Source organism: Marinimicrobium locisalis (assembly GCF_039822625.1).
Taxonomy (GTDB): Bacteria; Pseudomonadota; Gammaproteobacteria; order Pseudomonadales; family Cellvibrionaceae; genus Marinimicrobium; species Marinimicrobium locisalis.
Genome location: NZ_JBDLLG010000015.1, coordinates 47028 through 70837 on the forward strand (window position 1 = coordinate 47028; position 23810 = coordinate 70837).

Consider the following 23810-nt stretch of genomic DNA (forward strand, 5'->3'; position numbering starts at 1 on the left):
ACTCCCTCACGGTGGTATATTTTCTGTTCACTACTTTTATAAGCCGCCTAATAACCATTATACGAGCCCAGCGCGGCTTTCTCGTTTCTAACACTCGATATCGACCCACAGGCACGTTCTTATGGCACGTATAGCAGCAGTCGGCGAAGTGATGGTGGAACTGTCGCCCTACCCCACGGCTCAGGAAGAGACTCGCGAAATCAAGGCGCTCTCCTTTGCCGGCGATACCTACAACACCTCGGTTTACATGGCTCGTCTGGGTCTGCAGACCGACTACGTTACCCGCCTGGGTGACGACCCCTACAGCGATCAGATCATTCAGCGGATGCAGGAAGAAAGCATCGGCACCGGAATGATCACCCGCGTCCCCGGCCGTGCCCCCGGGCTCTATATTATTCGCAACACACCGGATGGCGAGCGCGAATTTTTTTACTGGCGCGGGGAAGCGCCCGCACGGGAGCTCTTCTCCGACCCCAATGACAGCGTGCAATTGTATCAGCAGCTGCAAGCCTTCGATGCGGTGTACCTGAGCGGTATCACCTTGGCGATTATGAGCGAGGCCGCCCGCTCCAGCCTGTTCGATGCCTTAAAGAACCTACGCCAAAAGGGCGTTAAGATCGTTTTCGACAGCAATTATCGCCCCCGCCTCTGGAGCGAAGCAAAACAAGCTCAGAAAGCCATGCGCACCATGTTGACGCTGACCGACATCGCCTTGTTGACGCTGGACGACGAGCAGCTACTGTGGGGCGATGGCTCCGTCGAAGGTTGCAAGAAGCGCTGCGCCGAAGTGCCAGAACTGGTGCTTAAGCGCGGCGCCGAAGAAACCATACTGATTGTCGACGGCCACGAGAGTCGCGTTCCGGTTCCCAAGGTGGACAACGTCGTCGATACCACCGGCGCGGGTGACACCTTTAACGCCGGCTACCTGGCCGCCCGCTTGGAAGGGGCATCCCCGGAAGACTCCGCGGCGAACGGTACCCGCTGTGCGCGTATCGTCATTCAGCATCGCGGCGGCGTTATTGAAAAAGCGCTGTTTGAACAACACCTCGACCGCTAACACCTTGCTTGGCTGCGAGCCCACCTAGACTGCTACTTGCTCTTGCTACTCAAAAGGCGGCCTTTAGGCCGCCTTTTTATTCATTCCCCCTCATTCATACAACCCAAAGAAGCGCGGCAGAGCCTCACTCAGCGCCGGCACATAAGTGACCAGCAGCAAGACCACAAACATCGCTGCATAAAGGGGCAGCAATGGCTTGAACATCTTGGAGATCGTGGTTTTCGCGATACCACAACCGACAAATAGCACGCTGCCCACCGGAGGGGTACAGAGGCCAATACACAAGTTCAGTACAATCATAATCCCGAAGTGAAGCGGTGACATGCCCAGCTCAGTCACCACCGGCAGGAAAATCGGGGTAAAGATCAGCACCGCCGGTGTCATATCCATAAAGATACCGACCACCAGCAGAATGAAGTTAATAGTCAGAAGTATCACATACGGGTTGTCGCTCAACGCAATCAACGCATCGCTAATGGTCTGGGGGATATTCTCATAGGACATTACCCAAGACATAGCGGTGGAGGTGCCGATAAGCAACATCACAATCGCCGTGGTTTCCACCGACTTCACCAGTATAGCGGGAAGCTCTTTGACCTTAACCTCCCTATAGACAAGCATCGACAAAACCAGAGCATAGAGCACCGCAATAACGCTCGCCTCGGTGGCGGTAAAGAAGCCCGCTACAATCCCGCCAATGACGATAATAATCAGCAGCAAGCTGGGAATGGCATCAATGGTTTTGCGCACGGCATCGCGCAGCGGAATTCGGTCGCCCACCGGGTAACCCTTCAACTTCGCCCAGACTGCGCAGACGGTCATTAACCCGGCCATAAGCAGCAGACCGGGAATGTACCCGGCAATAAACAAGGCCGCAATGGAGACGCCGCCACTGGCCAGGGAATAAACAATCAATACGTTGCTCGGTGGAATGAGCAGGCCGGTGGTGGAAGCGGTCACGGTGACCGCGCCGCTGAAACCCCGGTCGTAGCCCTCTTTGGTCATGGCCGGCACCATAAAACCGCCGACCGCTGAGGTAGCCGCCACCGCTGAGCCGGAAATGGCGCCGAACAGGGTACAACTGATGACGTTCACAAACGCCAGCCCCCCCGGCAACATGCCGAAGAAGACCTTGGCAAACTCTATCAAGCGGTGGGCGATCCCCCCCTGCCCCATAAGAATGCCGGATAAGATAAAGAAGGGGATGGCCAGCAGCGCAAAGCTGTTAATGCCCCCCGCCATGCGTTGCGCCAAGGTCATGACCGCGGGCATAAAGTCAATGGTAAATAGCATGGTCAGCAAGGTGGCTATACCAATGCTGATGGCGATGGGCACATTGAGAAACAGCAACACAACGAAGCTGAGCACCAACACGACAATAGACAGTTCCATAGGGGTTTTGCCTCTCTTATTTGTTCTCTATTTCAGCGTTAATCGACGGGGAGGTCTTCGTTGGCGCCCGGAATTTCGCGCAATCGAATATGATCAATGGCGAAGAGGCAAATCAGAACCCCACTGATGGGGACCACGCTGTAGATGTAGCCCATGGGGATTTGCAATGCCGGGGAGAGTTGATTCAGCTCAAGCGTCAGCATCATGAGCTTAAAACCACCCACGACCATGACACTGGCGGCGAAGGCAAAACACAGAAGGTTAATCAGTATTTCGGTTTTGACCTGCGCTTTACGCGACAGGTTAGAGGTCACAATGTCCAGCCCCAAGTGCGCCCGTACCCGAAAGGCGTAGGCCGCGCCCAGAAGCCCGATCCACACCAGCAGGAAGCGGGCAAGCTCTTCGGTTAGGGAACTGGGCTCGGATAAAATAAAACGGGTAATCACCTGCCAGGTGACGTCGATCACCATTAGCGCCATCAGAACCATCAGCACCCGGGCGAGGGCGCGATCAATTATTCTCATTACAGTCGTCATCGGTCAACTCCCACGCTCACATGGATTTAATCTGTTGCAGAAGCTCGTACACGGGGTCACCGCGCAGCTCTTCGTGCATGGGTTCTACTCGTTTCATAAACGGCTCTTTGTCCGGATAAACCACTTCGACACCGGCCTTTTGCACTTCTTCCAGGGCGTGCTCGGTCGCTTCGGCCCAGAGTTTTTTCTGGTACGTGACGGACTCATCCATGGCCTGTTGCAGCCAGGCCTGCTGCTGCTCATTCAAGCTGTTCCACACGTAGTTGCTGATCAGTACCACGTCGGGCACGTAGGTGTGTTCGTTGAGTGAGTAGAACTTGGCCACTTCGTAGTGCTTGGAGATAAAGAAGCTGGGCGGGTTATTCTCGGCACCGTCGACCACCCCTTGAGAGAGGGCGGTGTACAGTTCGCCCCAGGAGACGGGGGTGGGTGAGCCCCCCAGCGCGCGCACCATTTTCATGGAGGTTTGGCTCTGCTGCACGCGAATTTTCATTCCTTTTAGGTCTTCGGGGGTTTCGACTTGCCGGTTGACGGTGTAAAAGCTGCGGCTCCCGGCGTCGTAGTACCCCAACCCGCGTAGCCCGACACTGGCGCCGGACTGGAGCATGCCGGTGCCAGCCTCGCTATTGAGAAACTCCCAGAAGTGCTCGTGATCACGGAAGACGTAGGGAATGCTGAAGATTTTCATTTCCGGCACGAAGCTTTCCATGGGGCTGGCGGAGACTTTGGTCATGGCCAGGCTGCCGATTTGGAGTAGTTCGATGAGCTCTCGTTCGGAGCCGAGTTGGCCGTTGGAGTAGACGTCGAGCTGGACGGTGCCGTCGGAGAGTTCGTCGAGCCGCTCGGCCATGTGGACCATGGCTTTGTGTACCGGTGTAGTGCGGTCGAGGTCGTGCCCCATTTTCATGTAGACGGTGTCGTCGACGACGGCGTCACAACCCACAAGCAGGGCCACAACCGCCGCTCCGGCGAGTAGTCGTTGCCAAACTTTCCCGCTGTACGGTTTATTATGTCGTATCTTATACATAAGAACTGTCTCACTTATTGTCGTGTTGACTATCCTACAGCTTGCCTTTCGCTCTCTCAACGGAAGGTTTTTTGTTGGAGCTCCGTAAGCTCCGGGTCGGCACGGGGTATAGGGTGGCTGGACACGCCGTTAACCCGTCCCTGGGGGCTCGAATCGCGAATCCCGCGCTCCACGGTCCAGCCACCCTATACCCCGTGCCGCCCCTAGTTCGGTGCAAGCTTCACGCTAATTCAACCCGCAGGTTCTATGAAAACCAAAGTCCTGGATTTCCGCAGACATCTTTCTTTGCCACATACGTCTCTGCGCCCTGTAAAAGTACAATTGGTGGATGCGGGACTGTGTCCCTTATCCATCCTACGCTTGGCAAAAAGCGTTCAGCCTCTCTAAAGGCCAACGCTAGCGCATCTCGTGTTACCTCTACCATACGGCCAGAGGGTGCGGGGCATACCGGTTCACGACCGTGGAGCGAGGGACTCGCGATTCGAGCCCCCAGGGGCCGCTCCTTGGCATCCATGCCATCGCGGCATTAGTGAATCCCTTCACGTCATGGTTTTACGGCGTGTCTTGAACCGGTATGCCCCGCACCCGCTCCCGAAGCGGAGAGACCACCAATCGCTAATCGAGGTTACGAAGAATCGTCTCAACCATTTTCTTGGCGTCCCCGAAAAGCATCATCGTATTGTCCCGGTAGAACAACTCATTTTGCACGCCCGCATAACCCGGAGACATACCACGCTTCACAAACAACACCGTCTTGGCCTTCTCCACATCCAAAATCGGCATACCGTAAATCGGGCTCGCCGGGTCACTCTTCGCCGACGGGTTGGTTACATCGTTCGCGCCGATGACAAACGCCACATCCGTCGTCTGGAACTCACTGTTAATATCCTCCAGCTCAAACACCTCATCGTAAGGCACGTTTGCCTCCGCCAACAGCACATTCATATGGCCGGGCATGCGGCCCGCCACCGGATGAATCGCATACTTTACGGTGACGCCCGCCTGCTTCAGTTCATCGCACATTTCACGTAAAGCGTGCTGAGCCTGAGCCACCGCCATTCCGTAACCGGGAATGATGATGACCGAACCGGCGTTCTTCATAATAAAGGCCGCATCTTCCGCGCTGCCCTGCTTCACCGGCCGGTCGTCCGCCGCGCCGGCTGGGCCCGCGGAAGTGTCGCCGCCAAAGCCACCCAGGATCACGCTGAAGAAGGAGCGGTTCATGCCCTTGCACATGATGTACGACAGGATGGCACCGGAAGAACCCACCAGTGCACCGGTCACGATCAATGCATCGTTCTTCAGTGTGAAGCCGATGCCCGCCGCGGCCCAACCGGAGTAGGAGTTGAGCATCGAAACCACCACCGGCATGTCGGCGCCGCCAATGGGGATGATGATCAGCACCCCGATGATGAACGCCAGGGCGGTCATGCTCCAGAAGATCCAGGGCTGCTGGTCGATGCAAAAGTACACCAGCAAACCAAGGATTACCAAGCCGAACAGGGCATTGAGGTAATGTTGCCCACCGAAGGAAACCGGCGCACCGGAGACCAGCCCTTGCAGCTTGGTGAAGGCAATGATCGAGCCGGAGAAAGTGATGGCGCCGATCACCGCACCCAGAGCCATTTCAATGCGGCTGGCGACAAAGATATCCCCCGCCGGGCCGACCAGGCCGAAGGCCCCCGGGTTGGTAAAGGCCGCGCCGGCGACCAGCACCGCCGCCATGCCCACCAGACTGTGGAAGGCGGCCACCAATTGCGGCATGGCGGTCATGGCAATGCGTTTGGCGATGGTTATGCCGATCACGGCGCCCAGGATCAGAGCGGCGATAATCCACCCGTAGGATTGTACTTCCGGACTAAAGACGGTGGTGACCACGGCGATGAGCATACCGAGCATCCCGCAGATATTGCCGGTGCGGGAGGTTTCGGGTGAGGACAGCCCGCGCAGGGCCATGATAAACAGAACCGCCGCCACCAAATAGGCCAGCGAGGTCAGATTCGCGTGTAGTTCAGTCATAAGTTCCCCCGGTTATTTTTTCTTCTTGTACATGGCGAGCATGCGTTGGGTGACGGTAAAGCCACCGAAGATATTGATCGCGGCCAGCGTCATGGCCACAAAGCCCAGGGCTTTGGACAGGCTCATGCTCTCGGGGCCGGCGGCGATCAACGCGCCCACGATAATCACACTGGAGATGGCGTTGGTAACGGCCATCAGCGGTGTGTGAAGCGCCGGGGTGACACTCCAAACGACGTAGTAGCCGACGAAAATCGCCAGCACAAAAATGGATAACTGCTGAATGAAATTGGCTTCCATGACGGCCCCCTTATTGTTCGGTCTGGAAAGCGGAATGAACTACCTGGCCGTCGCGCGTAAGTACCGAGGCGGCGACAATTTCGTCCTCCCAGTCGACCTTGAGCGCTTTGCTCTCGGCATCGACCAACGGAGTCAGGTAATTGAGCAGGTTCTTGGCGAACAACGCACTGGCATCGGCGGACAACCGGCTGGGGATGTTGTAGTGGCCAATAATGGACACTCCGTTTACATCCACCACTTCGCCGGGCCGGGACAGGGTGCAGTTGCCCCCCTGCTCCGCCGCCAGGTCCACGATCACCGAACCCTGGCGCATGCTGTGCACCATCTCATCGTTGATCAGGGTGGGGGCTTTGCGGCCTGGAATCAGGGCGGTACAGATGACGATGTCCTGCTTCTTCACGGTTTCCGCCACTAGCTCGGCCTGTTTGCGCTTGTAGTCTTCGCTCATTTCCTTGGCGTAGCCACCGGCGGTTTCGGCCTCTTTGGTCTCTTCGCTTTCGACCATTACGAACTTGCCGCCCAGGCTCTCCACCTGCTCTTTGGCGGCGGGGCGAACGTCCGTGGCCGAGACAATGGCCCCCAGGCGTTTGGCGGTGGCAATGGCTTGCAAGCCGGCCACGCCCGCCCCCAGAACCATCACCCGGGCGGGGGCAACCGTGCCGGCGGCGGTCATCATCATGGGCATGACCCGATCGTAGATGTAAGCCGCTTCCAACACTGACCGGTAGCCGGCCAAGTTGCTCTGGGAGCTGAGGATATCCATGCTTTGGGCACGGGTAATGCGGGGTACAAACTCCATGGCCACGGCCGTTACACCGGCTTGGGCATAGCGTTTGATCGCGTCGGGTTCGGCATAGGGGGAAAGCCCGGCAATCAGAAGCGCGCCCTTCTTCATGGGGGCAAGCTCATCGGGCTGGTTGTCTTCGCCCAACAGCGGGCGCTGGACTTTGAGCACCACGTCGGCATCGCCGAGCAAGGCGTTTAAATCATTAACGACAGTGGCACCAGCGACCTCATAGGCCTCATCGGTAATGCGGCTAGACAGGCCGGCGCCCGCCTCTACCGCCACCTCGGCCCCGAGGGCGATTAGTTTCTTGACCGTCTCGGGCGTTGCGGCCACGCGCCGCTCGTGCTCGCGACGCTCTTTGGGTATCGCAATTTTCATGAATTGTCTCCCTCAAGTGATGGACACCATTAACCATAGTCGCTATTTCCGACTTTGGCGGAATCAGCGAGGCAGGATGTCCTAACAGGTGAGGCATCCGGGGTTACCGGCACCTCACTTCTTGTTGTATGGAGTCAATGGGGTGCCGTGATCAGCGTTTTTTTGAACTGATTCACAGCGGGCGCGTTGCCGGGTCTCTCACCTCCCGGCGCCGTGCCGCCCATTGGTCCACTGATAGGGGCCGTCGCCCCAGCGTGGGGCTCAGCTCCCTTATTACTGCATTTTTCGGTTTTGGTTCTTAGCGTTTCATTTCACCGTCGGCTCGTGGGCCGCGAGGATAATGTCGCAACACTCAGCCGCCACACAAGCGCTCCAGGCAAGGCGCGCGAGACTAGACAACCGCTCCGATCTTCCAGGGGTTGAACTCATTATCTCCGTAGCCGAGCTGTTCGCTCTTGGTCGGCTCTCCGGAGGCGGTAGCCAGTATTTGCTCAAAAATGGCTTGGGCGGATTCCTGCTGAGTCATCTCCCCATCCAGAATACCGCCACAGTTTATATCAATATCTTCTTCCATACGGCTGAAGAGATCGGAACTGCTTGCCAGCTTCAGGCTGGGGGCTGGTTTGAACCCGAAGGCCGAGCCGCGCCCGGTGGTAAAACATACCACATTCGCGCCGGAAGCCACCTGGCCGGTCACCGACACCGGATCGAACCCGGGACTGTCCATAAACACCAACCCTTTCTCTTTCACCTCTTCACCATAGAGATAAACTCCCACCATTTCGGTGGAGCCGCTTTTCGCTTGCGCCCCGAGGGACTTCTCCATAATAGTGGTCAAGCCGCCGGCTTTGTTACCCGGAGAGGGATTGTTGTCCAGCTCAAAATCGTTGCGCGCGGTGTAATCCTGCCACCATTCGATCCGATCGAGCAACTTCCGAGCAATTTCAGGAGTTTTTGAGCGCTGGGTCAACAGGTGCTCAGCACCAAAAATTTCGGGAGTTTCCGAATAGATCACGGTGCCGCCATGGCGAATCAGGATATCGCCCGCCGCGCCCAGTGCCGGATTGGCGGTAATCCCCGAAAAGGCATCGGAGCCGCCGCACTGAACCGCCAGGGTCAGCTCGCTGGCCGGAACGGTTTCCCGGGTATGCCGATTTACCCCGGTTAGCATACCGCGCAGCACTTCTATGCCTCGCTCAATGGCTTTACGGGTACCGCCCACCTCCTGAATGGTGTAGGCCTGAAAGGTGTCGGTGTCCCCCAAACCGCTCTCCGCCATCACCCGGCGAACCTGCATGGTTTCACAACCCAGGCCAACCATGAGTACGCCCCCGAAGTTGGGGTGGCGGGCGTAACCGTCGAAGGTTCGGCGCAAGGTGTCATAGCCCTCGCCATCGGCGCGCATACCGCAACCGGTCTCGTGGGTAAATGCCACCACGCCGTCAATATGGGGGTAGTCGTCCAGTTCGCCGGAGAACGTAAAGTGCTGAGCAATGGCTTTCGCCACCGTGGCCGAACAGTTCACCGTGGTCAAAATACCAATATAATTGCGGGTGCCCACTTTGCCGTTGGCCCGCCGATACCCCTGAAAGGTAGCGCGTTCGCCTTCGGGCACATAGTCGGTAGGGCGAGCGTTTCGGCAAAACCCGTAGTCTTTCTCCGCCGCGCCCATTTTACAGTTGTGGCTGTGCACATGTTCGCCGGGGCGAATCGCCCGAGAGGCGAAGCCGATGATCTGGCCATATTTGAGAATGGGCTGCCCTTGCGGTATATCCGTCAACGCCACCTTGTGCATGGCGGGAATATCGTCAATCAGAGTCAGCTCTGGCTGAAGCAACGCGGTATTCGCGGGCAGAGCGGCCTTACAAACGCCGACGTTGTCACGTGCGTGAAGATGAATGATGGTTGCCACAATAATAATCACCCAAGATTGGAGCTTTCCAAGTTACTCTCGCCTGAGCCAGGCACACCTGAACCGGGGCACTTGCCCCACGAGCACCCGACCCGTAGACACCTAACCACTGGAAAATTGTTTCGGAGGAAAAACCGTCAGCCTCGTCTGCTTGCCGGCTCGCCGAAGTCCCCTGGCCGTCGTTTTTATCAGGGCCACTTTTTCTGGGGTAGAAAAAAAACAGGCGCCTTGCGGCGCCTGAAAAATCGGCAATGGTATTCGGTCAATACCGGGATCAAATTTAGCACCGTCACCGCCCCTGCCGCAACCATTTAAATGCGCCAATTTCAAAGCAAACTCCAGCGACTTTGCTCAAGTTTGCAATGACAGCGGTGTCATTTCAAACAAACTCCCCTGCGCCGCAAATGACACCGCTGTCATTCCCGGTACGGTAGGAGAAAGGTCATCTTGTAAAAAAATGCAGTTTTTTCCGTGTTTTTACTCCCGTACCGAAACAAAAACGAAATTTGCGCAAAATGTAATGGATTACTCAAAGAAACAAAATTATATGAAACCGGTTACACACACAAAACCGAAACCCCTGAACTAATATAGGCTCGATTACAGGAAAAAAATTGTTCTTCACGCTTGATTTTCCCATCGAGGCATACCAGAATGAAACCACTGCATCGGCACAGGCTTTCCGAGGCACTGAGCCAGCGGTATCGAGCAACCCGACAATGACATTTAAGGGCGCTCGAGCCTCTTACAAAAAGACGCTAAAGAGGCAAGAGGGAGACAAGTGGAGAAAGCAAGAGAGGAGTGATTAAAGGAGTAAACAAAGTAATAAGTAATGAAGCCATTACGTTTAGAAGCAACGCAAAGGATTAAAACAGAATAGGTGTGAGAGCCTAAACTCCTCTGGTTCGGGGCCCCGAGCACTATCGGTCAAGCTCAGAACCACCTCGGTTATCAAGGCACAGGCTGGTACTCCCGCCCAATAAAGCCAAGAGACCGAGCAACAAAATCAACCCGGCCAAAGCCCACCAGTGGTTACGCCACTGGTGGGTTAGGTCGTCCCCCCTAGGCGGCCCCTCCACAATGCTCGCCCCAATCGCCCGACATCGCTGAACGTCGACGATCTGTCATCTTTTAGAACAACAGGGCCAACCGGCTCCCAATAAGAGAGACCCAGAAAGGTGAAGACTATGCTCAAATTCCAACGGCTCCCCGGCACCGTGCTGATTGCGACGGTCGCGCTGGTGGGCTGCAGTGATACGCCCACTCCACCCGAGCTCCAAGAAAGCGCGGCCCCTGGCGCCCACTCAAAAGCTGACGCCCTGCCTCTGGCTCGTATTGAATTGTCCAACGCTCTCAGCCGCCCATTAAAAGACGAACCGGTTTACGTGAGCTTCTACGATCTAGGGCTGGAGCGGCCGGCGGCGTTGAATGCACAACTGGGCGTTACGCTAGACGGCTTGCCCCTTGCGGTCCAGCTAGTCGACCGCAATGGGGATGGCGAGAAGGACGGCGTGCTCACCTTGGTGAACCTTGGCTCGGAAAGCCAAGCCGAACTCGTTATCGACAACGAGCTGGCGGGCCAGGCGCCCGAGGCCGAAAAGCGCACTCAAGCCGAACTTTCCCGCAAGGCCGGCGGCGAATGGCAGCCTCATTCCGACGACAGTCGCGAGGGGCAATACGAGTATGTCGGTGGAGAATTTGAGAACGTCCAACAGCTGACAGCACCTGAAGAGCATTCCGATCACTCATACTTCATTCGCTATGAGGGGCCCGGCATTGAGTCCGACTTGGTGGGTTACCGTGTGTACCTGGACTGGCGCAACGGCTTCGACATTTTTGGAAAGAAGACGAGTGACATGGTGTTACAGAATGTTGGACAGGATGGCTTTGACTCCTACCACGAAATGGCGGACTGGGGCATGGACGTTCTGAAGGTGGGCAGCTCGCTCGGCGCCGGCGGATACGGCTACTGGGATGGGGAAAAAGTGGTTCGAGTCTCCGAGGTGGAGGGCTGGGATGCCCGTATTCTTGACGACGGTAACCTATACTCTTCCTTTAGCATTCAATACAACGACTGGCAGGTGGCCGACAAAACCCTGGACGTCACCGCGCAACTGTCAATGACCGCCGGCAGCCGCCTGGTTCACGTGGACCTGGAGCTGAGCGACTCACTGGACAACATCGCCGCCGGCCTGGTCAAGCATCCGGGGACCGAACTGATCAAGGGCGATGTCAACATTACAGGCAAAGCCTATACCTACGTCGCCAGTTGGGGCCAGCAAAGCCTGAATGATGACCACCTTGGTATGGCGCTGCTGTTCCGCCGCTCCGATCTGAAAGCGCAAACCGAAGATGAGCACAACTATGTTTCCGTACTCGATGCGGCCGGCGAAGATGTGGACTACTACTTCCTGGCCGCCTGGGAAGGGGAAACCAACGGCATCAAAACCCGAGACGACTTTGTTGCCTACCTTGAGAAGCAAGCCGACCGCCTGACCATGCCGCCGCGCGAGCGTACCTTCTTCGCCCACAGTCAGGCCCAGAAACACCCACCGGCCGACGCGCAAGCCGCGCTGGAGTGGAGTCGGCGACTGGCCGAGGCGGAGCTGGAGCGCAAAACCCTTCGCTATCACGCAGACGGGTGGGACACTAACCGCGAACGCCCACCCAAGTTCGAGTACGACATTATCGGCTTGCTACCGCTCGCCTATGATGAGCTCGGCAAAGTCACCGGGGAGCCGCGCTACGCTGAGGTGAAAGCCAAGACTACGGGCACTTTCATCGCAGAGGACGGCGACATCACCCGCTACAAGACCCGCAACTACAACATCGACAACATCAAGCCCGGGGACGTGGTTCTACGCCTTTGGAAAGAAACCGGTGAGCAGCGGTACAAACTCGCCGCACAAACGCTGCGCCAACACCTGAAGGACCACCCGCGAACCAGTGAGGGCGCCTTCTGGCATAAAGAGCGCTACCCCTGGCAGCTATGGCTCGATGGTGTCTATATGGGCATGCCATTCCTGGCCCAATACGCCCTGCTGTTTGAAGAAGGCGAACAGCAACGCCATAGCTGGGAGGAGGTGGTTAAAGAGTTTCAAATTTCCCGGGAGCAACTGCGCGACCCGCAGACCGGACTTTACTACCACGCCTGGGATGAAAAAAAACAGCAGGACTGGGCCGACCCCGAAACCGGACTTTCAAAGCACTTTTGGGGCCGCGGTTTCGGTTGGCTGACCATGGCCATCGTCGATGTGCTCGACTATATCCCGGAGGAAGAAACCGAACTGCGCCGGCCACTGATCGAGATGATTAACGAGATTGCCGCCGACCTAAAGGACTACCAGGACCCGGCCTCCGGCACTTGGTGGCAAATTATGGATCAACCGAATGCGCCGGGGAATTACCGCGAGTCCAGCGCATCGTCCATGTTTACTTACTTTTATGCCAAGGCTCTGAACAACGGCTACCTGGATGAAAGCTACCGTTCGGTGGCGCAAAAAGCCTACGACGGCCTGGTGCAGGAGTTCATGCTCGTGCACACTGACAACAAGGTCAGCCTGACCAATATCTGCCTGGTCGCCGGCTTGGGCTTCGGGCGCGACGGCAGCTATGAGTACTATATGAGCGAGCCGGTCTATCGCAATGATCCTAAGGGCACAGGGCCGTTTATCCTGGCCGGTATCGAAATGCACAAACTGCTCAAGGGCAAATGAGGTCACTATGAAATCCATCGAAGAACGCTTTGCCGTCCATATCGACGATTATAAGCACTACGATACTGACAAGTTACGTAAGCACTTTCTGATCGAAAAGATCTTTGAAGACGACCAACTTAACTTTGTCTATACCCATTACGACCGGATGATGGTCGGCGGCGCCAAGCCGATCAAAAACGCCGTGCCCCTCGAGCCGGTAGACCAGCAAAAGGCCGAGCACTTTCTCGACCGGCGCGAACTGGGCGCGATCAATATCGGTGGCGATGGTGTCATTACCGTCGACGGGACCGACTACGAACTGGAAACCAAGAGTGCGCTATACATCGGTCGCGGCGCCAAAGAGGTTAGCTTCCGCAGCCGTGAGGCCGGCAACCCGGCCAAGTTCTACCTCAACTCCGCCCCCGCCCACCATGCCTACCCCACCAAGAAGGTCGGCATGGGGGATGCCAACGTATTGGAGCTGGGCTCTTCGGAAACCTGCAACGAACGCCGGGTCAACCAGCTTCTAATCAACGGCATTATTGAAACCTGCCAGTTGCAGATGGGTATGACCGAACTGCAGCCGGGTAGCATCTGGAACACCATGCCCGTGCATACCCACACTCGAAGGATGGAAGCCTACTTTTACTTCAACGTGCCGGAAGACCAAGCCGTCTGTCATTTTATGGGCCCTAAGGAAGACACCCGCCACCTGTGGATTCACAATGAGCAGGCGGTACTGTCTCCACCCTGGTCCATGCACTCCGGCGTGGGTACTGCAAACTATACGTTCATCTGGGGCATGGCCGGTGAAAACCTAGACTACACCGATATGGACTTCCACCAGCCACACGAATTGAAGTAAGGAGCGAGCACAATGACACATCCGTTATTTGACCTGACCGGCAAGGTTGCCCTCGTCACCGGCGCCACACACGGTATCGGCATGGCCATGGCCAAGGGCCTGGGCAGCGCCGGCGCCACTATCGTGATCAACGGCCACTCATCCCAGGAGAAAATCGACAAAGCCGTGGCCGAGTACGAAGCGGAGGGCTACAAGGCGTTTGGTTACAAATTCGACGTCACAAAAGAAGATCAGGTGATCGATGCGGTCGACAAAATCGAGAAAGACGTGGGGCCAATTGACATTCTGGTTAACAACGCCGGCATCATCAAGCGTGTGCCCATGCTGGAGATGGCCGTTGAGGAGTTCCAGCAAGTGATCGATACCGACTTGGTGGGCGTGTTTACCATGACCCGCCCGGTCGCAAAGAAAATGGTCGAGCGCAAACAGGGCAAAATCATCAACATCTGTTCGATGATGAGCGAGCTCGGACGCGACTCCGTCGGCGCTTACGCCGCGGCCAAGGGCGGGTTAAAAATGCTGACCCAAAACATGGCCACCGAGTGGGCCCGCCACAACGTGCAGGTCAACGGAATCGGCCCGGGCTACTTTGCCACCAGCCAGACCGCGCCCATCCGAGTGGAAGGCAACCCGTTGAACGAGTTCATCATCAGCCGGACGCCCGCCGGCAAGTGGGGCGACCCGGATGACCTGCAAGGGGCGGCTATTTTTCTGTCCTCCAACGCCAGCAATTTCGTCACCGGCCAAGTGGTGTATGTGGACGGCGGCATTCTCGCGACCATCGGCAAACCGGCGAATGAGTAGCGTTTAAACCACTAGAATCTACCGCTCTCTTTCCTTATGGACCCTTCGTTGGCGACGCTTAGGCGTCGCCTTTTTTTATTCCGGTCAGCGGCTATTAACGCACCATTAACGCACTAACGGCCACCCCAGTATCAATACGGTGAGAGTCGTCACCCCCACCAGGGCATTCATCGGCGCGCCCACCTTCAGGAAGTCCGTAAAGCGATACCCCCCGGGGCCGTAAACCATCAAGTTGGTCTGATAACCCAGAGGCGTAGCGAAGCTCGCCGAGGCCGCAATCATCAGCGCAAAGAGATAGGGCTCGGGATTGAGGCCGGCCTTTTCGGTAATCTCCAACACTACCGGCAGCATGATAATGGCCGCGGCGTTGTTGGTCACGCATTCGGTCAGCACCGAAACGGCGACATACACCAGCACCAAAATCAGCCAGGGGTGCCCCCCGCTGAGGTCCACGGCAGCTTGGCCCAGCAATCGAGCCACTCCGGTTTTATCCAGCGCTGCCCCCAGCGAAAAGGAGGCGGCAATGGTAAGCAGTACCGTCGGGTCCAGGCTCTTTTGTGCCTGGGGCCCCGAGCAGCAGCCGGTGATAATCATGGCGGCCGCGCCCACCAGGGCGGCCTCCAACATGGGCAGCACGCCAAAGGCGGCGGTGAGCACCACCGCCAGCAAAATGCCCCAGGCCAAGTACGCGCGCTGGTGCCGTGGCGCCTCGGTCTGCAAGTCGTTGATTAACAGAAAGTCTTTGTTGTATTGCTGACGGCTGACAAAAGCGGGGCGCGCCTCCAGCAACAGCGTGTCACCGGGTTTGAGCTTAATCGTCCCCAGGCTCCCCGGTACCCGTTCGCCATTACGGGCCACCGCCAGAACCACGGCCCCGTAGCGCTCGCGGAACTGGGAGTCCCGAATGGTCTGGTTAATACAGTTACTGTGGGGGGAAATGACCGCTTCCACCAGACGGCGCTCGCTGTGCTCGCGGCCGAGAGTGGGCTCGCCGTTGGTGGAGGCCACAATACCTTTGATGCGCAGCAGGTCGGAAATCGCCTCGGTATCCCCCGCAAAAATCAAACGGTCCCCCGCCTGCAGGGGTTCCTCGGAGCCAACCGCCGGCACGATGGCCCCCGCGCGTTCAATCTCCACCAGATAGATCCGCTTGAGGTTACGCAAACCCGCTTCGACCACGGTTTTGCCCACCAGCGGCCCGTTGCTGGCCACTGCCACCTCCAGGGTGAATTCCCGCAAATTGCCGAAGAGTGTTTTTTCCCGACGATCGGGCAACCAACGGGGGAAAAAGGCCAGTATAAACAGCAGGCCCACCACGGCCACGGGCAGGGCCACCGCCGTGATGGAGAACAAGGAGAAGCCCTCATCGCCGGTCATGGATTGGTACAGTCCGTTCACCACCAGGTTGGTACTGGTGCCCACCAGCGTCAGGGTGCCACCGAGAATGGCGGCATAACTCAAGGGAATCATCAGCTTGGAGGCGGGGACATCAATCCGCTTGGCCCAGGCTCGCACGGCGGGAATCATGGTCGCCACCACCGGGGTATTGTTGAGAAAACCGCTGAACAGTGCCACCGGCAGCGCCACCCTCAGTTGCGCCCGGCGTACGCTCCGGGGTTGGCCCAACAAATGGTGTACCACCAGCTCAAGCCCCCCGGAGGCATGAATACCGGTGGCCACCACAAACATGGCCGCCACGGTAATCAGGCCGCTGTTACTGAACCCCGACAGAGCTTCATCGGCGGTCAAAACGCCGGTCACCATCAGCAAAATCATCACCCCGGTCATGACCAAGTGTGGTCCGATGCGGGTAAAAATCAAGGTGCCCAGCGCCCCAAGGGTCAGCAACAGGGACAGCACGCCTTGCCATTCCATACAGTCTCGTCCAGTGTGGTTATTAAACCCCGCGAGCATAACGAAACGCGTTAATCAGAGAAAATAGTTATTGGCTCTAGGGTTATAACAAGTGAGTATATGGTCATCCGAAGCGCCTTCCATGGCGTAATCGCTCCCGACTTTTACGGCGTCCGGATAAAAGCTATGACTTCACGGCCTCGACCCACCTTCTTTTCAGTGCTTGTGCTGCCGCTGTTGCTCGCCACCGGCGCGGCCAGTGGCGCGGAACTCACTCTCACGGTAAGCAATGCCGATGAAGAGGCGGAGCTGATTCTCTATTTGTACGAAGACCCGGACCGGTTCGGCAGCCTGGGCGAGCCCGAGCGACAGTTCCGCTTTTCCCCACCGGAACCACTGGTGATTGAAGTCCCGGCGGGCGAGTATGCGGCACTGCTGTTTCAGGACGACAACCGCAACGGCGAGCTGGACCGCAACTTTATCGGCATCCCCCGAGAGCCCATTGCCCTGACCAACGATTACCGCCCCAAGGGGCCGCCCAGCTTCCAGCGAGCTCGCATTCGCCTGAATGAGCAAGAGGCCGCAAAACAAACCATGGCGCTATACCGCCCGCTCGGACCCTCCGGCCAACTGGGCGTCGGTATCGGAATGGTGGGCCAAAGCTCTCCCTACCGGGACAGCAATGCTCAACCGGTGCAGGCCATTCCGGCGATTTTTTACATTGGGGAGCGGTTGCAGTGGACGGGGCCACGCCTGCGCTACACGCTGACCGGCAGCACCGACTGGCGTCTGGCTCTTCAGGGGGACCTGCGCCTGGGAGCCTATGAAGAGGCCGACAGCCCTTATCTGGCGGGCATGGGCGATCGGGGGAATACTTTTATGTTGGGGCTCGCCGTCATCGGCGACCTGCCCGGCAACTTTCGGCTATCCGGCAGTGTCAGCCAGGACCTGCTTGATCATTCGGGCGGGCAGGTCGCCAGCCTGTCAATCAGCCGTGGCTTCCAGTGGGGCAACGCCCGGCTGTCGCCCTCGGTGGGGGTTAACTGGCTGAGCAGCGAACTGGCCGACTATGAGTTCGGGGTGCCGAGCCGTGCTGCCACCGAGTGGCGCCCGGCCTATTCGCCCGGCTCGACCCTAAACCCCGAAGTGGGCCTGTCCGTGTTTTATGAAATCACCACCGGTTGGCAACTGATCGGGAATATCGGCGCGGAGCAGTTGGATAGCCGCCTGACGGACAGTCCATTGGTGGATGAGGAGCGGTTGGTAAAAGGCTTCCTTGCCCTGGGGTACACTTTCTAGCGAGAGCGTTCTGGAGCAACAAGCACGGCGCTTAGTGCTCGTGCTCCTCATGCGCCCCTTCGAACCCCGTCCAGGCGAGTTTGGCGGGTACGGATTCCAACGTCAGGGCGGTAGTCACCGCTTCGGACTCCAGGTCGACTTCTAGAACCGACATGGCCACCGGATCGGTGACATACACCAGATGGCTGGCGTGAGAGACGGTCATGGCCAAGCGCACCTCCTCGGACAAGCCACTCAAGTCGGAGCTGACCACGGGAATGGGGGCCAGCGCCGCCCAGCCATCCGCGACCTCCAGCCGCGTAAGCGCTCCCTGGTCATCCAGCACCAGGAAGTGCTCAGCCTCACCATCAAACCCGTAGGCGACGGGCGCCCGCCCCTCCTCAGTCCAGCTTAAGCGGTCGATGGTTCCGGCTTCGGGATCAATCAAAAAGAGTTCGCCCGAAGCCACCCCCACCAGCTGGTGCGCACCGGCATTCGCATACAGCGAACCGATGCGACCGGACAAGCCCTCCGGGTTCGCGACCTTATCCGCCACAAACTCACCGCCTTCTGCATGAATCACCAGTACGCCGTCGCTGCAGCCGAACGCCACGCCATGTTCCCAGCGTGCGCTGCCGTGCAGGGCGGGGCATCGTGTTTCGAACGTTTGTTCCAGCTCATACTCGCCATCGTGAAGATGGTACCAAGCGATCTGATCCGGCAGGGTGGTGCTGGTATCGAGCGGGTCGCGCAGGGTGAGGAACAAATGCTCCCCCAGGATGCGGGCGGCCCCATGCTGGTGAGTTTCCAGTTCGATGCGGACCCCGGCGGCGCCGGCTGCCAGCTTCGCGTCGGAAACAACGCCCACCTCGGCCCCTTCGGCGGTGTCGGCATTGCCATCGTAGAAAATCACCACCTCATCATCGCCCCGGGTGAAGTGCGTGGGGCGAGGTCCGGACACGTCAAAGTCACTGAACGAGGGCGCGGCGATAGTGTAATCAAAGTGGTCGTCGTGGGCTTCGCGAATAAAACCCGCATCAATGGCGTTGACCTGGTTGCCCTCACGTTGGAGTATCAAGGCAAACCGATAGTTGGCACTGGCATACACGGCCGAGGCGGTGTGGGCGAGCTCGTAATGGGCAAGCTCTTCCCCGCTGTCCAGGTCGTACACCATCACTTCGGGCTCACCTTGAGAGGCAACAACCAAGCGACCTTTGGTGCTGGGCGCCTCGCCGGCGGCGTGTTCGTCCTCATGCCCTTCCTCTTCGGTGGGGGCCGCCACCGGCTCGCGCTCGACAATGTTGGTGCTACTGCCACCGCAGGCGGAAAGGAGCACGGTGGCACTAAGGCAAAACGCGTAGGCGGTATAACGTGGGAAATCAAACATGGCCAGGGTCCTTGTTAACGTCGGGGAAACGGGCCGGTAAACGGCCCAACTCAATAAAAAAGCGAAGTTAAAACTGCGAGCGCAGCCCCACCGCAAAGGAGCGGGCAGGCAGCGGCGCCTTGTCTTTAATAAACGAGGTGTGGGGGCGGGCTTCTTCATCGGTGAGGTTGCGCCCCTGTACGTAAACAGTAAGGTTCTGGCGGCCCAGGTCCCAGTCATACCCCAGCTCGGCATCTATTTGCGTGTAGCCGGGGGTGACCGTTTCCCGGTCGGCGACGCGGTCTTGCTCAAAATAACGCTGGCCGCCGAGGGAGGCGCGCCAGCCATCCCGTTCGTAGTCCAACTCCAGACCGACACGCAGCGGCGGTATACGGGGAAGGGGCTCGCCGCCGTCAAGCTCGGCACGGGTATAGTCGCTGGTCAGTACCAGCTGCCAGGGAGCGGACAGCTGCCAACTGAATTGCCCCTCAAGGCCGTAGAAGGTGGCATCCCGAGCCGCGTAGTAATACACCGGCAGGCCTTCTGGCTCCTCGTCGGCATGGGCGTGGTCATGCTCTTCCGCGTGGCCGCTTTCCGCTTCCAGGCCACTGGCCGCGAGGTAGTAGTAATCGTCCATCACGTTGTAGAAAGCGTTCAGCGTGAAGCCAAAGTCGCCGGTCAATTTGCGCAGGGAGACATCCAGGTTGTTGGAGGTTTCCAGCTCCACCGGGGCGGGGTTTACCTCTACATGGAAGTGGCCGTCACTCTCGGTGTGAAGCTCGTAGAGCGCGCCCACTTCATAACTGCTGGTGCCGATGTGCGGACCGAAGGAATAGAGCTCGGCGGACGACGGTGCCCGCTGGGCGCGGGAGATCGAGACGCCCAGGTTGTAGCCCGGGGTAAAATCCCACACCGCCCCGGCGGATACACTGAATGGCTCAAAGGTCTGCTCCACCGAGTAGACCGCCAATAGAGACTCATCTTCCTCCATGGGCAGAGTCAACCGTTTAGCGTCGACTTCCACACGCTCCACTCGGGCGCCGAGCTGCAGCAACAGCGGGCCGAAGTGTCGCTCTTCCATCCAGGCCAAGGCCAGACTCTCGGTGAGCGACGGTGGCGTGAAGGCTTCCGCCCCGACCGCCTCGAAGTCCTGATGCTTGTACTGGAGGCTCCAAGCTCCGCGCCATTCCGCCAGAGGCTGATGGAACAGTTCCGCCCGGGCCTCGTAACTTTCATTGGCAAAGGTGGTCAGAGCCTCGCCGTTTTCGATCTCCGCATGGTGATAGTCGGTGTACCCCACGCGGGTATTCAGCGCACTGAACCAGTGGTGATCAAAGCTCAGTTCGCTGTGCACTTGCACCCGGTCCTGCTCCAGGTCGGCATAGACGTTGAGCGCTTCCTCGGCGTCTCCGTGGCTGTGCCCCGGAATGCCGTAGGTGCGCTCAAGTCGGCCCACGGCAACGCCGACAAAACCGTTATCGAGTAGGTAGCTGCTGCCCAGATTGGCGCCCTTGGCTCGGTAGGCTGAGTTGTCCAGGCGGGTTTCTCCATGAGCCGCTTCTTCATGGAGCTCCTCTTCATGTGCTTCATGCGCCTCGGGCGTTTCAGCGGGCACCGGAATCCGATAGTCATTGGATTTGCGCCAAAAACCATCAATGTGGCCGGCCCATTGACCGGTCCCGCCCGTGGCGCTACCGCCAACAAGATTCTCATCCGCCACGTCGTTATGCTTCACGTGCCACTGGCCGCTGAGCGCGTTATCCTGGGGGACTCGACCGTCAACAATATTGACTACGCCCCCGATGGCGCCACTGCCGTAAAACAGTGTCGAAGGCCCGCGCAGTACTTCAATTTGCTGGGCGGTGGAAGCCTCGGTCGTCACCAGGTGGTCAGGCCCCACCCGAGAGGCGTCGCCCGCATCCAGCCCGTTCTGGGTGATCAACACCCGGGGCCCACTCAAGCCCCGAATGATCGGGCTGCTCGCCACGGGGCCAAAGTAGTTGGTGTGCACCCCCACTTCGCGGCTCAAGGTTTCACCCAGAGTAGAGGACTGACGCCGGGCCAGGGCCTCCCCATCCAGCACCGACACCGGTTGGGCCGACTCCAGCGTCGAGGCGTGCCAGGGCAAGGCCACCACTTCAATCACTTCCAACTTGGCGGGATTGGGGTGGTCTGCCTCATCGGCCCACGCCCCCCACGACAGAGCGCCTAGCCCCATCGCTTTGAGCCCCACAACCCCATAGCCCCGCAACGAACGCCACGATGTTTTGCGCACAACTACCTCCGAGTGCTCTTTGAAAACTTTTGTTATAGTATAACATTGCCTTCAGGAAGAAAAGCCTTGTGCCATCGCACTATGGTTGGGCAGCCCGTGGTGCAAGTGCATAGGGTGTCAGGCCGTGACGAGTAGCCCCCTCCCTCATCCGCCCCAAAACGCCGCCAAACCGCGCTCCCTTCGCACCAGAGTGATTCACGCCTGCCCTCATCAAGCGCGCTAATGACTCACGGCATTCCCCCACCTTTGAGGAACTCCTCTGAAATCCTGTTTAAAAACAATCAGTTAGAAATTAATAACGCTTGGCACAGGGGTTGCAGAGACGGGGAAGTATCGCTGCCAGCCCTTGGGAAGCGCCCCAGCGGCCGGGCACAACGGATGAACACTGCGCAGCGACTTTCGTGCCCCATTTTGATTCACACGGTCCGCGGCACCGCCCTTTACGTTGACGCCATACCGCGTAAAAGCAGGCACCGCCAACCCCAGGATGATGTCTTATGAGCTTGAACAAACTAAACCCGCTGGACTTCTCCCAGCCGTCGATCCGCATACTGCACCTGACGTGGTTTGCGTTCTTTCTGTCCTTTGTGGTGTGGTTTAGTCACGCCCCGCTGAAACCCTTGATCGTGGACACCCTCGGCATGAGTAATGCCCAGTGGAAGGCCTTGCTGATCCTTAACGTGGCGCTGACCATTCCCGCCCGCATCGTCATCGGCATTCTCGTGGACAAGTTCGGGCCCCGACAGGTGTTCTGCGGCCTGCTCTGCTCCTCGGGCGTGCTGTGCCTGATCTTCGCCTCATCACAAACCTTTGAGCAGTTGGCCCTGACCCGCTTCCTGCTGGGCTTCGTGGGCGCGGGCTTTGTGATCGGCATTCGCATGGTGGGCGAATGGTTCCCGGCCCGGCAGGTGGGCTTGGCCGAAGGCATTTACGGCGGTTGGGGCAACTTCGGTTCCGCCGCAGCGGCGTTTATTCTGCCCACCCTCGCGGTGGCCGTTTTCGGCTCTATGGGCGGCTGGCGTGCGGCCATCGCCTCCACGGGCGTTATTGCCATTATTTACGGGGTGTTCTACTACTGGCGCGCCCGCAATACCCCCAAAGGCTCCACTTACTTCAAGCCGAAGAAGTCCGGCGGCATGGAAGTGTCCAGCAAGAAGGACTTCTATCTGTACATCGCCATGAACATCCCCATGTACGCCATTCTGGGCGTGCTGGCCTGGCGCCTCGGCCCGTCCAACATTGGCCTGCTGACCCAAAACCTGGTCTATTTGATGTGGGTGGTCCTACTGACGTTGTTTGCATTCCAGTTCAGCCAGATCTACCGGGTGAATAAGGACATGCTCAAACACGGCGCGCCCGAGCACGACAAGTACGATTTTAAACAGGTGGCGGTATTGAACTGGGCCTACTTCGTGACGTTTGGCTCGGAGCTGGCGGTGGTGTCCATGTTGCCGGCGTTCTTTCTGGAAACGTTCACCAGCCTGAGCCTGGCCGAAGCGGGTATGCTCGGCGGTGCCTTTGCGTTTATGAACCTGGTGGCCCGCCCGGGTGGTGGTTGGATCAGTGACAATTTCGGCCGTCGGCGCAGCATGTCGATTTTTATCGGCGGCTTGGCAATTGGCTATTTTGTTCTGTCCCAGGTGGATGCGGCCTGGCCTGTGTGGCTGGCGGTGATGTCGGTGATGTGTTGTTCGTTCTTTGTGCAGGCCGGCGAAGGGGCGGTGTTCGCGATGGTGCCCTTGATCAAGCGCCGGATGACGGGCCAGATCGCGGGAATGACGGGCGCTTATGGTAACGTGGGTGCGGTGACGTATTTGACGGCGTACAGTTTTATTGATGCGAGTACGTTTTTTATGATCATCGCCGGCTCGGCGGTGGCGACGTTCTTCCTGGTTCAGCTGTTGGTGGAGCCGCGCGGTCACATGAGCGAGATGATGGCAGACGGGACGTTGCAGAAGATTGAGTTGACCTGATCGCTCAGTCCATTCTGAAAGTCCGGTCCGGTGTGGGATGCACTGTTCCCGGACACGCCGTAAACCCCTCCCTGGGGGCTCGAATCGCGGGTCCCCCGCTCCACGGTCCGGGAACAGTGCATCCCACACCGGACCTCAGTGACAAGCTTTAAGCTGTGTAGGGCTGGTAAGCCTAAGGCGCACCTGCCATTTTTTGGTTTTGAAAAGGCGCAAAGCCCAGGCGGTTTATGGAAAGAATTTGGCGGATGCGCTGCGCTTATCCGCCCTACACTCTACGTCCACACCAGTTGCA

The 23810-nt window shown here is 58.3% G+C and carries 17 protein-coding genes; 6 read left to right on the plus strand and 11 right to left on the minus strand.

Annotated elements, in window-relative coordinates; all coding sequences use genetic code 11:
- Positions 1 to 121 precede the first annotated feature (121 nt).
- Positions 122 to 1057, plus strand: coding sequence for a sugar kinase (locus tag AAE514_RS10915; RefSeq protein ID WP_347331574.1), 936 nt, complete (start codon positions 122 to 124; stop codon positions 1055 to 1057).
- A gap of 90 nt (positions 1058 to 1147) precedes the next feature.
- Here the strand turns inward: AAE514_RS10915 and AAE514_RS10920 are convergent, their stop codons facing one another.
- From AAE514_RS10920 to AAE514_RS10955, 8 genes are all read right to left on the minus strand, one after another.
- Positions 1148 to 2449: a TRAP transporter large permease gene (locus AAE514_RS10920; RefSeq protein ID WP_347331575.1), complete on the minus strand. Its 1302-nt coding sequence runs from the start codon at positions 2447 to 2449 to the stop codon at positions 1148 to 1150.
- Between the two features lie 38 nt (positions 2450 to 2487).
- Positions 2488 to 2985: a TRAP transporter small permease gene (locus AAE514_RS10925; protein ID WP_430623896.1), complete on the minus strand. Its 498-nt coding sequence runs from the start codon at positions 2983 to 2985 to the stop codon at positions 2488 to 2490.
- A gap of 16 nt (positions 2986 to 3001) precedes the next feature.
- Positions 3002 to 3892 carry a TRAP transporter substrate-binding protein gene (locus AAE514_RS10930; RefSeq protein ID WP_347331631.1) on the minus strand — a complete coding sequence of 297 codons (891 nt, stop codon included), beginning with the start codon at positions 3890 to 3892 and terminating at the stop codon, positions 3002 to 3004.
- Between the two features lie 735 nt (positions 3893 to 4627).
- On the minus strand, positions 4628 to 6031 hold the full coding sequence (locus tag AAE514_RS10935; RefSeq protein ID WP_347331576.1) for an NAD(P)(+) transhydrogenase (Re/Si-specific) subunit beta: 1404 nt from the start codon (positions 6029 to 6031) through the stop codon (positions 4628 to 4630).
- A gap of 12 nt (positions 6032 to 6043) precedes the next feature.
- Complete coding sequence (locus AAE514_RS10940; RefSeq protein ID WP_024462101.1) at positions 6044 to 6328, minus strand: NAD(P) transhydrogenase subunit alpha part 2; 285 nt, start codon at positions 6326 to 6328, stop codon at positions 6044 to 6046.
- 10 nt (positions 6329 to 6338) lie between these two features.
- On the minus strand, positions 6339 to 7493 hold the full coding sequence (locus AAE514_RS10945) for a Re/Si-specific NAD(P)(+) transhydrogenase subunit alpha (RefSeq protein ID WP_347331577.1): 1155 nt from the start codon (positions 7491 to 7493) through the stop codon (positions 6339 to 6341).
- Between the two features lie 391 nt (positions 7494 to 7884).
- Positions 7885 to 9405, minus strand: a complete 1521-nt coding sequence (locus tag AAE514_RS10950) for a UxaA family hydrolase (protein ID WP_347331578.1) — start codon at positions 9403 to 9405, stop codon at positions 7885 to 7887.
- A gap of 102 nt (positions 9406 to 9507) precedes the next feature.
- Positions 9508 to 9735, minus strand: coding sequence for a hypothetical protein (locus AAE514_RS10955; protein ID WP_347331579.1), 228 nt, complete (start codon positions 9733 to 9735; stop codon positions 9508 to 9510).
- A gap of 857 nt (positions 9736 to 10592) precedes the next feature.
- On the opposite strand from AAE514_RS10955, the gene AAE514_RS10960 reads away from it, so the two are divergent.
- Genes AAE514_RS10960 through AAE514_RS10970 form a run of 3 tightly spaced genes read left to right on the plus strand, consistent with a single transcriptional unit; the run spans position 10593 to position 14772 of the window.
- Positions 10593 to 13121: a DUF4861 family protein gene (locus AAE514_RS10960; protein WP_347331580.1), complete on the plus strand. Its 2529-nt coding sequence runs from the start codon at positions 10593 to 10595 to the stop codon at positions 13119 to 13121.
- A 7-nt stretch (positions 13122 to 13128) separates the two neighbouring features.
- Positions 13129 to 13968, plus strand: coding sequence for a 5-dehydro-4-deoxy-D-glucuronate isomerase (gene kduI, locus AAE514_RS10965; RefSeq protein ID WP_347331581.1), 840 nt, complete (start codon positions 13129 to 13131; stop codon positions 13966 to 13968).
- A 12-nt stretch (positions 13969 to 13980) separates the two neighbouring features.
- Positions 13981 to 14772: a gluconate 5-dehydrogenase gene (locus tag AAE514_RS10970; RefSeq protein WP_347331582.1), complete on the plus strand. Its 792-nt coding sequence runs from the start codon at positions 13981 to 13983 to the stop codon at positions 14770 to 14772.
- Positions 14773 to 14877: 105 nt separating this feature from the next.
- Here AAE514_RS10970 and AAE514_RS10975 read toward each other — a convergent pair whose 3' ends face one another.
- Positions 14878 to 16647: an SLC13 family permease gene (locus AAE514_RS10975; protein WP_347331583.1), complete on the minus strand. Its 1770-nt coding sequence runs from the start codon at positions 16645 to 16647 to the stop codon at positions 14878 to 14880.
- Between the two features lie 165 nt (positions 16648 to 16812).
- On the opposite strand from AAE514_RS10975, the gene AAE514_RS10980 reads away from it, so the two are divergent.
- Positions 16813 to 17925, plus strand: a complete 1113-nt coding sequence (locus AAE514_RS10980; protein WP_347331584.1) for a MipA/OmpV family protein — start codon at positions 16813 to 16815, stop codon at positions 17923 to 17925.
- A 31-nt stretch (positions 17926 to 17956) separates the two neighbouring features.
- On the opposite strand, the gene AAE514_RS10985 is transcribed toward AAE514_RS10980, so the two are convergent.
- On the minus strand, positions 17957 to 19291 hold the full coding sequence (locus tag AAE514_RS10985) for a hypothetical protein (protein WP_347331585.1): 1335 nt from the start codon (positions 19289 to 19291) through the stop codon (positions 17957 to 17959).
- Between the two features lie 67 nt (positions 19292 to 19358).
- Positions 19359 to 21545: a TonB-dependent receptor gene (locus AAE514_RS10990; protein ID WP_347331586.1), complete on the minus strand. Its 2187-nt coding sequence runs from the start codon at positions 21543 to 21545 to the stop codon at positions 19359 to 19361.
- Positions 21546 to 22042: 497 nt separating this feature from the next.
- Between AAE514_RS10990 and AAE514_RS10995 the strand changes: the two genes are divergently transcribed.
- Positions 22043 to 23518 (plus strand): NarK family nitrate/nitrite MFS transporter, encoded by a 1476-nt coding sequence (locus tag AAE514_RS10995; RefSeq protein WP_347331587.1) that lies wholly within the window; start codon positions 22043 to 22045, stop codon positions 23516 to 23518.
- The last annotated feature ends 292 nt before the right edge of the window (positions 23519 to 23810 follow it).